Genomic DNA, 7,260 nt, shown 5'->3' on the forward strand with positions numbered 1-7,260 from the left:
GACATGTGGGATCACCGACAGCCTAGGCGAGAAACGCACTCTTGAACCTGTACTCAAGGACAGTTGTGAAATCCCCGCATGGCGTGATCCACTCCTTGGCGTTCGAGATCCGTCCGAAAATGGACGGGATCTCGACGGTCGAAAGTCTCAACGATTCAACCGAAAGAGAAGAAGAATGAAACTCCGTAATTCCCTGCGCGCCTTCGCCGCTGCCGGTCTGGTCATCGGCGCCGTCGCCGTCAGCGCCGGTTCCGCCTCGGCCGCCGCCAAGGACGGCTGGCTGAACTCCGGCGAGCTGGGCCTGTTCTGCGAGTCGAACCAGCAGAGCTCGGTCTTCGACCTCTACGTCTCCGACGAGAACTTCGCGAACGACTACTTCAAGGGTTCGCAGAGCTGCGCCGGCCACACCACGAACGACTACACCGAGTCGTTCATCAACAACGACACCTACACGTGGGACGTCTACACCGACTGGAAGGGCCAGGGCGCGGGCGGCTACATCGCCTCGGGCACCCGCGGCAACCTCGGCTCGACCTGGTTCAACAAGGTCTCCTCGGCGTACCCGCGCTAAGCCCGCACGCCTGGACCGCACATGCGACACGGCAGCTCCGCCCGTAAGCGCCGGGCGGAGCTGCCGCTTCCCGCATCCTAGCCATCCCTCATCGGAGCCACCATGTTCTCGACGCGTTCTCCCCGTCCCGTCCTGACGGCTTCCGCAGCCGTACTGGCACTCGTACTGACCGGGTGCTCCGAGTCGGGCGGCGGCGACTCCGGCGAGGAACCCGTGATCGGCTCCGTACCGACGCTGCTCGAAAGCCGCAACCTGGCCTTCCCGCTCTCCGCCTACGTCGCCGACGACCAGCAGCTGGACGTGCTCACCCGCGCCCAGGACGTCCTCGTCGACCGGTGCATGCAGCGCTACGGCTTCCGCTACCAGCTCCAGCGCGGCCCCGGCTCGGCGACCAAGCACGACTTCAGCCGGCGCTACGGACTCTCCGACCCGGCCGAGGCGGCGCGGCTCGGATACGAGAACGCGCAGACCGGTCGCGCCCAGAAGCCCCCGCAGCCGCAACTCGGCCCCAACGAGAAGCTGGTGCTGCACGGCCTGGAGGTGGACCCCTCCCTGCCGGTGCCCAAGAGCCAGGAGGAGGCCGAGAAGTCCGACGTGGCGACCACGACGGTCGGCGGCCAGAAGGTACCGGCCGGCGGCTGCAGCCGCGAGGCTTCGCTGAAACTGCTCAACCCCACCAAGGACACGGTGGAATCCATGGTCGTGCAGGGCTTCGGCTTCGACGCCTACGCCCGCTCCCGCAAGGACAGCAGGGTCGTCAAGGCGTTCAAGACCTGGAGCGAGTGCATGGGCCGGCACGGCTACACCGTCGACAACCCCATGGACCAGCCGCCCGGCATCAACGACGCCAACATCAGCAGCCCGCAGGCGATCGCCATGGCCAAGCAGGACGTCGACTGCAAGAAGGAAACCAACCTCGTGGGCATCTGGCACACGGTCGAACTCGCCTACCAGCAGCGCGTCATCGAGCAGAACGCCGAGACCCTCGACCGTGCGAAGAAGCAGCTCGACGAGCGGCTGAAGCTCGCCGCGTCCCTGGTCGCCGGCGCCTGACCGTGGACCGTCGAACCGCCGCCCCGACCCGCGCCGAGACGCGCCGCAGGAGGAAACGGCGGACCAGGGCCGTCACCGTCGTGGCGGCGCTGGGCTGCGCCGGGGCGGGCACGGCCGTCGTCCTGCTGACCTCGTCGCCGCAGCCACCCGCCCGCGCGACCCTCGCCGAGCCGACCGGCACCGCCCCGTCGACCGCACCCGCGCCCCCGCCACCCCCTCCTCCGTCCCCGTCCCCGACGCCGTCGCCCACGCCCAGCCCCACCCCGTCACCCACCGCCGTACCGGACACGGGCCCGGGCACCTTCACGGTCGTGGCGGCCCGGGGCCAGGCCCAGGGGCAGGGCCGGATCCGCCGCTACCGGGTGGAGATCGAGGACGGCATCCGATTACCCGGGCCGCAGACCGCCCAGGAGGTGGCCGCGATCCTGGGCCACGCGCGCGGCTGGACGAAGAACCCCGCGTACGGATTCCAGCTCGTGCCCTCGGGCCCCGTGGACTTCACGGTGAAGGTGGCCACCCCGGGGACCACCGACCGGCTGTGCGACGTGACCACGCCGGCGAGCCGCGGGAACGTGAACTGCCGCACCGGGCACACGGTCGTGGTCAACCTGAAGCGCTGGGTGCAGGGTTCACCCCAGTTCGACGGACCGCTCGCCGAGTACCGGGCGCTCATCATCAACCACGAGGTGGGCCACGAGATCGGCCGCGGCCACGAGAGCTGCGCCGGCCCCGGCGCACTGGCGCCCGCGATGATGCAGCAGATCAAGGGCCTGGAGGGCTGCCTGCCGAACGCCTGGCCGTACGACACGGCCGGGCGCTACGTGCAGGGCCCGCCCGTGCCGTGAGGTCGCCCGCGCCGTGAGGTAGCCCGTGCCGTGAGGTCGGCCCGCCCTCGCCCGTCAGGTGACGACGTGCCCGGTGGGGCAGGCGGCGATGCGATGGTGCACCGCCAGTAAGCAGGTCTGGACGCGCGAGATGCCGCCCAGCTTGCCGCGTATGTTCTCCAGATGGAATTTCACGGTGCGGATCGTCATCCCGAGCCCTTTCGCCAGCTCGTCATTGGACGGACCGCACGTCATCGCGTGGAACATCTGGAGTTCCCGATCCGTGAGATCGGGTATGCGAAGGAATCCGTGCCGGATCCATTCCGTTTCCTTGTCCCACCGTTCTTTCTTTCCGAGTTTGCAGTAGGCGCAGTAGGGGCGCTTCTCCCCCACTTGGTTGCCGCTGGCATCGAAATCCACTCGAACACTCCCCCGTACGGAACACCGCACTGGATCATAACTTTTCGATACCGGTCGGACCCTTTGTTTCTTTCCACACTACTGATGAGCCGTCACCATCGGTTCCTCCGAGATTCCCGGATATCGGACTACCCGATCCGGAACTCGCACCAGACGACCTTGCCGGGCGTCCGCGCCAGCACCCCCCACTCGTAGGCGAGCGCGGCCACGAGGGTGAGCCCCCGACCGTGCGGCCGGCCGGCGATCCGCGACAGCCCGGGCCCGCTGTCGTGCACCTCGGCCCGTAGGGTCGCGTCCTCGAAGCCGTAGAGCCGCAGGAGGTAGCCGCGGCCGGGCGGAACGCCGTGGCGGAGGGCGTTGGTCGCCAGCTCGCTCACGCAGAGCAACATGTCGTCGAGGCGTTCGTGGGCGTCCCACGCCTGCAAGGTGTCACGTGTGAACTGGCGCGCAGCTGCGACGGTTCGGGGCGAGCGCAGGTAGAGCCGCTCGCGCACGAGCGCCGCCTGAATAGTTGGATTCACGGGACGATCGTCGCGCTGCGTCACTAGCGTGTGGCTGGGCGCCGACCCGTACTCCTCGATGAGTACGGGTCCGCACGGAGTATTCCGCATGTTCGGGTGGGGAGTTCGCAGTCATGCCACCGAGGAAACGCGCACGGCCGAACGCGACGACCATGAAGATGGTCGGCTCGCAGGTGGCCGCCGGCCGAGTCGCCAAGAACCTGACCCAGCGCCAGCTGGGCGAGCTGGTCCGCCTGGACGCGGAGACGATCGCGTCGATCGAGCAGGGGCGACGCGCCCTCATGCCGAACGTCGCGGAGCTGATGGACCAGCACCTGGGGTTGCCGGGGCTGCTGACGCTGGCGGCCGTCGGAATGCCGGCGATCGACGCGACCCCGCCGTGGGCGGAGGAGTACATGGCCCTTGAGGACAGCGCGATCGCGCTCTCCTGGTTCGACAACCAGGTGGTACCTGGCCTGCTGCAGACGGAGAACTACGCCCGGGCCGTCTTCCGGTGCCGCGTCCCGGCCTACCCGGAAGCGGAGATCGACGCCCTGACCGCCCGCCGCCTCGCCCGCCAGGAGATCCTGCGCCGCAGCACTCCTCCGACGCTGAGCTTCGTCGTCTGGGAGGCGGTACTGCGTGACCGGCTCGGCGGGGACGAGGTGTACGCGGAGCAGCTCCGCCACCTCCACAGGTGCACGGATCTCCCGGACGTGAGCCTCCAGGTGCTGCCTCTGGGGCGGACCTCACACGCTGCTCTCGACGGCCCGTTCACCATCGTCGAGACCCAGGAACACCAGCACCTCGGCTACACCGAAAGCCAGCGCGGCAGCCAGCTGATCTCCCGCCCCGAGGAGGTCAGCATCATGGCGCGCAAGTATGCAATGCTGCGGACTCAGGCCCTCAACACCGAGCAGACACGGGGCCTGTTGGACCGCCTGGCAGGAGAGACATGAGTGCCACGACCGCACTGAAGTGGTTCAAGTCCAGCTACAGCGGCAGCGAAGGCGGCCAGTGCCTGGAGGTCGCCCTGGCCTGGCACAAGTCCTCGTACAGCGGCAGCGAAGGCGGCGCCTGCCTGGAGGTGGCCACCGGGCCGGACCGGGTCCACGTCCGGGACTCGAAGGTCCAGGACGGCCCGGTCCTGGCGCTCGCGCCGGCAAGCTGGACCGCGCTGACGGGCTGGCTCGCCCGCTAGCCCGCGGTGAGCGGCGGCAGACGGAGACGGGCCCGTCGCGAACCGGAGCCGCAGCAAGGGGCAGCGACTGTGCCGGGCGGGGGTCAGAGGCGTTCTGGGGGTTTTCCCGTCCGTCCGATGGTTTTCCGGGTCGTGCCGGTCCCTCAAGGGCGCTCCTGCGTCGCGTCGCGTTGCGATGGCCTTCGGCCACCCTTGACCGCCCGTCCCGCCCCGGAACTGCAAGGACCGGCGGAAAACCCCGAAAGAACGAGCCGGACCTCAAGAGACCATCGGGGAAATCAGCGATGCGCGGGGCGGTCGGGGGAACGCCTCGGATCGCTACGCGCTCTTCCTGGACGGCGTCCGCAACCCTCATGGGCTGGGCATAGGCCGCCATCGATCGCTACGCGCTTCTCGATCACGCGTCCGCAGCCCGTCCGGGGCTGGTCAACGGCCAATCCATCAAGATCCACGAAAGGCAGGTGCCGTTCGATGCACCCGGCAGGGCTGACAGAGGCCCGCATCGATGATGCGAGCAACATCCTGGTGGCGCCCTCGGCGTTGCAGGACGACGACCTGATCAGGGACTTCTTCGGGTCCACGATCACGTCGGCGGAACTGGGGTCGGCAGATCTCGCGCAGAAGACCGTCTACCTGTGCGGTGACGTGTCCGAGATCAGCAGACAGCAACTGAGTTCGGCGGAGAGGGTGTTCGTCGTCCGGGAGCTGTCGCACGGGGACATCGACACGGGGTGGACCGTCGTTGACGGCGGCCGGGTTCCCGTCAGTGTGCACGGCGCGGGGGTGTACTACCGCCGCTTCTTCGACCTCGACGGCGATCACTTCGGGCGGATCCGTGCGGAGCACGCCTTCCAGTCGCTGACGGAGTCCACCAAGCCGGGAACGGCTCGTCGGAGCGGGATCTATCTGACACCCGTCACACAGGACGGTGACGACCTGCATTTCCGTCTGCTCCGGTGCTCCACGAATCTGTCGGGACCGACCGAGGGATTTCGTCCGACGGACAGCCGGATCGTCGGGGCTCTGAACCGTGAGGCCGCCACCGTATTCCGGAACCATCCCCCGCTGAACCATGTGCTCGCGCAGGTCTATCACAACACCCTGGCCACGGCCGAGCGCAAGCAGTCCAAGGCGAAGATATCGGCCCACGCCGACAAGACGAAGGACATGCCCGCCAACGGAATCATGGCCTTCTGCACCTTCTACGAGGGGCTCGACAAGCTGCATCCCATGGCCGAGGACGCCTTCGACTACGGCGTCAAGCGCGCCAGCGGGCTGACCCGGCTGCATTTCCGTCTGAAGGAACCGACAACGGGCGCGCTGCCCTCGCAGTTCACCGTGACCCTTTATCCGGGCTCCGTGTTCTTCATGCCGCTGTCCACCAACCGCCTGTACACGCATGAAATCCGGCCCTCGACGCTGGACGCCGACATGCTCCCGACCCGACTGGGATACGTCGTGCGCTGTTCGAGCGCCGAGGCGGTCCACAAGAACGGCCGCACGTTCCTCAAGGTGGCGGACGACCTTGTGGAGCTGGGACAGCCCACCCCAGCCGGCATGGACGAGCTGCGCGGGCTGTACGCCGAGGAGAACAGGTCGTCGTCCTTCATCGACTACGGCGACAGGTTCCTCTTCAGCATGAACACGGGAGACTACGTTGCCCCGCGAGCCTAGGATCACCTCGCATTCCATGCCGGCCGAACGGGATCTCTTCGCGGAGCTGTCCGCGTCGGCTCATCTGGAAGACGTGGGAAAGGGCCGCCGAGGCGCCACGCTCACCAGGGTCGACGAGGCGAACGGCGTCCCCCTCGTACGCACCACCACTCCATACGAAAACCCCACTCAACGTTTCCGCGTGGTGCACGAACGGCTGGCGCAGCAGGTCCAGGAAACCGCAGCGGTCCCGGTCGGCTTCAACAATGCGCTGATCGAGAGCTACACGAACGCCTACAGGACCATGGGCAGCCATTCCGACCAGGCCCTGGACCTGGCCGATGATTCCTTCATCGCCGTCTTCTCCTGCTACCAGCACCCCGAAGCGAACCCGAGGAAACTGATCTTCGAATCGAAGGATTCGGATGCGGACAGTTTCGAGATCCCCCTCGCCCACAACAGCGTGATCGTGTTCTCCGTCGAGTCGAATCGGCACTTCAAGCACAAGATCGTGCTGGACACCGTCCCGACGGCGGACAACCAATGGCTGGGCGTGACGTTCAGAACGTCGAAGACCTTCCTTCGGTTTCGCGACGGTCACCCCTACCTCCCGCAGGGCGCGCGCCTCACGTCGGCCGACGACGAGCAGAGGCGCGAGTTCTACCGACTGCGGCGCCGCGAGAACGACGAAACCGCCTTCACCTACCCCTCGTTGACGTACACCGTCAGCGAGAGCGACCTCCTGCCACCCGTCTGACCTACCGGAACTCCGCCCCCACCAGCCCCTGCCGAGGGCCGGACGCCGTCAGGGAGAAGCGCGTAGCGATCGATGGCGGCCTATTCCCAGCCCACGGGGCTCGCAGACGCCGCCTTGGAGGAGCGCGTAGCGATCTGGGGCGCTCCGGGGCCCTGCCCGCGCTGGACACCACCCCGATGGTCTCTTGAGGTCCGGCTCGTTCTTTTGGGGTTTTCCGCCGGTCCTTGCAGTTCCGGGGCGGGACGGGCGGTCAAGGGTGGCCGCAGGCCATCGCAACGCGA

The 7,260-nt window shown here is 67.7% G+C and carries 9 protein-coding genes; 7 read left to right on the forward strand and 2 right to left on the reverse strand.

The window, feature by feature from the left end:
• Positions 1-175: 175 nt before the first annotated feature.
• From AB0O53_RS34345 to AB0O53_RS34355, 3 genes are all read left to right on the forward strand, one after another.
• Positions 176-571 (forward strand): hypothetical protein, encoded by a 396-nt coding sequence (locus AB0O53_RS34345; protein WP_350993136.1) that lies wholly within the window; start codon positions 176-178, stop codon positions 569-571.
• A 102-nt stretch (positions 572-673) separates the two neighbouring features.
• Positions 674-1,624 (forward strand): hypothetical protein, encoded by a 951-nt coding sequence (locus tag AB0O53_RS34350; protein WP_350993140.1) that lies wholly within the window; start codon positions 674-676, stop codon positions 1,622-1,624.
• Between the two features lie 2 nt (positions 1,625-1,626).
• Positions 1,627-2,469 carry a DUF3152 domain-containing protein gene (locus AB0O53_RS34355; RefSeq protein WP_365200914.1) on the forward strand — a complete coding sequence of 281 codons (843 nt, stop codon included), beginning with the start codon at positions 1,627-1,629 and terminating at the stop codon, positions 2,467-2,469.
• A gap of 54 nt (positions 2,470-2,523) precedes the next feature.
• Here the strand turns inward: AB0O53_RS34355 and AB0O53_RS34360 are convergent, their stop codons facing one another.
• A complete protein-coding gene (locus AB0O53_RS34360; RefSeq protein WP_365200917.1) occupies positions 2,524-2,868 on the reverse strand; it encodes a LuxR C-terminal-related transcriptional regulator in 345 nt (114 codons plus the stop codon).
• 128 nt (positions 2,869-2,996) lie between these two features.
• Positions 2,997-3,389 (reverse strand): ATP-binding protein, encoded by a 393-nt coding sequence (locus AB0O53_RS34365; RefSeq protein ID WP_365200921.1) that lies wholly within the window; start codon positions 3,387-3,389, stop codon positions 2,997-2,999.
• Between the two features lie 113 nt (positions 3,390-3,502).
• On the opposite strand from AB0O53_RS34365, the gene AB0O53_RS34370 reads away from it, so the two are divergent.
• The 4 genes from AB0O53_RS34370 to AB0O53_RS34385 all read left to right on the forward strand — a co-directional run bounded on the left by AB0O53_RS34370 (position 3,503) and on the right by AB0O53_RS34385 (position 6,979).
• On the forward strand, positions 3,503-4,327 hold the full coding sequence (locus AB0O53_RS34370; RefSeq protein WP_350993148.1) for a helix-turn-helix domain-containing protein: 825 nt from the start codon (positions 3,503-3,505) through the stop codon (positions 4,325-4,327).
• Positions 4,324-4,569 (forward strand): DUF397 domain-containing protein, encoded by a 246-nt coding sequence (locus AB0O53_RS34375; protein WP_350993150.1) that lies wholly within the window; start codon positions 4,324-4,326, stop codon positions 4,567-4,569. The genes AB0O53_RS34370 and AB0O53_RS34375 overlap by 4 nt, the downstream gene beginning before the upstream one ends.
• Positions 4,570-5,040: 471 nt before the next feature.
• Entirely contained in the window at positions 5,041-6,243 is a 1,203-nt protein-coding gene (locus AB0O53_RS34380) for a hypothetical protein (RefSeq protein ID WP_365200924.1), read from the forward strand.
• 16 nt (positions 6,244-6,259) lie between these two features.
• Positions 6,260-6,979 carry an alpha-ketoglutarate-dependent dioxygenase AlkB gene (locus AB0O53_RS34385; protein WP_365200927.1) on the forward strand — a complete coding sequence of 240 codons (720 nt, stop codon included), beginning with the start codon at positions 6,260-6,262 and terminating at the stop codon, positions 6,977-6,979.
• The last annotated feature ends 281 nt before the right edge of the window (positions 6,980-7,260 follow it).

The sequence above is a fragment of the Streptomyces erythrochromogenes genome, assembly GCF_040684695.1.
Lineage (GTDB): Bacteria > Actinomycetota > Actinomycetes > Streptomycetales > Streptomycetaceae > Streptomyces > Streptomyces erythrochromogenes_C.

What these genes read in the sequence shown, in the direction of transcription:
- AB0O53_RS34345 (WP_350993136.1), top strand. Translation starts at nt 176, where the DNA reads ATGAAACTCCGTAATTCCCTGCGCGCCTTCGCCGCTGCCGGTCTGGTC.
- AB0O53_RS34350 (WP_350993140.1), top strand. Translation starts at nt 674, where the DNA reads ATGTTCTCGACGCGTTCTCCCCGTCCCGTCCTGACGGCTTCCGCAGCC.
- AB0O53_RS34370 (WP_350993148.1), top strand. Translation starts at nt 3,503, where the DNA reads ATGCCACCGAGGAAACGCGCACGGCCGAACGCGACGACCATGAAGATG.
- AB0O53_RS34375 (WP_350993150.1), top strand. Translation starts at nt 4,324, where the DNA reads ATGAGTGCCACGACCGCACTGAAGTGGTTCAAGTCCAGCTACAGCGGC.
- AB0O53_RS34380 (WP_365200924.1), top strand. Translation starts at nt 5,041, where the DNA reads ATGCACCCGGCAGGGCTGACAGAGGCCCGCATCGATGATGCGAGCAAC.
- AB0O53_RS34385 (WP_365200927.1), top strand. Translation starts at nt 6,260, where the DNA reads ATGCCGGCCGAACGGGATCTCTTCGCGGAGCTGTCCGCGTCGGCTCAT.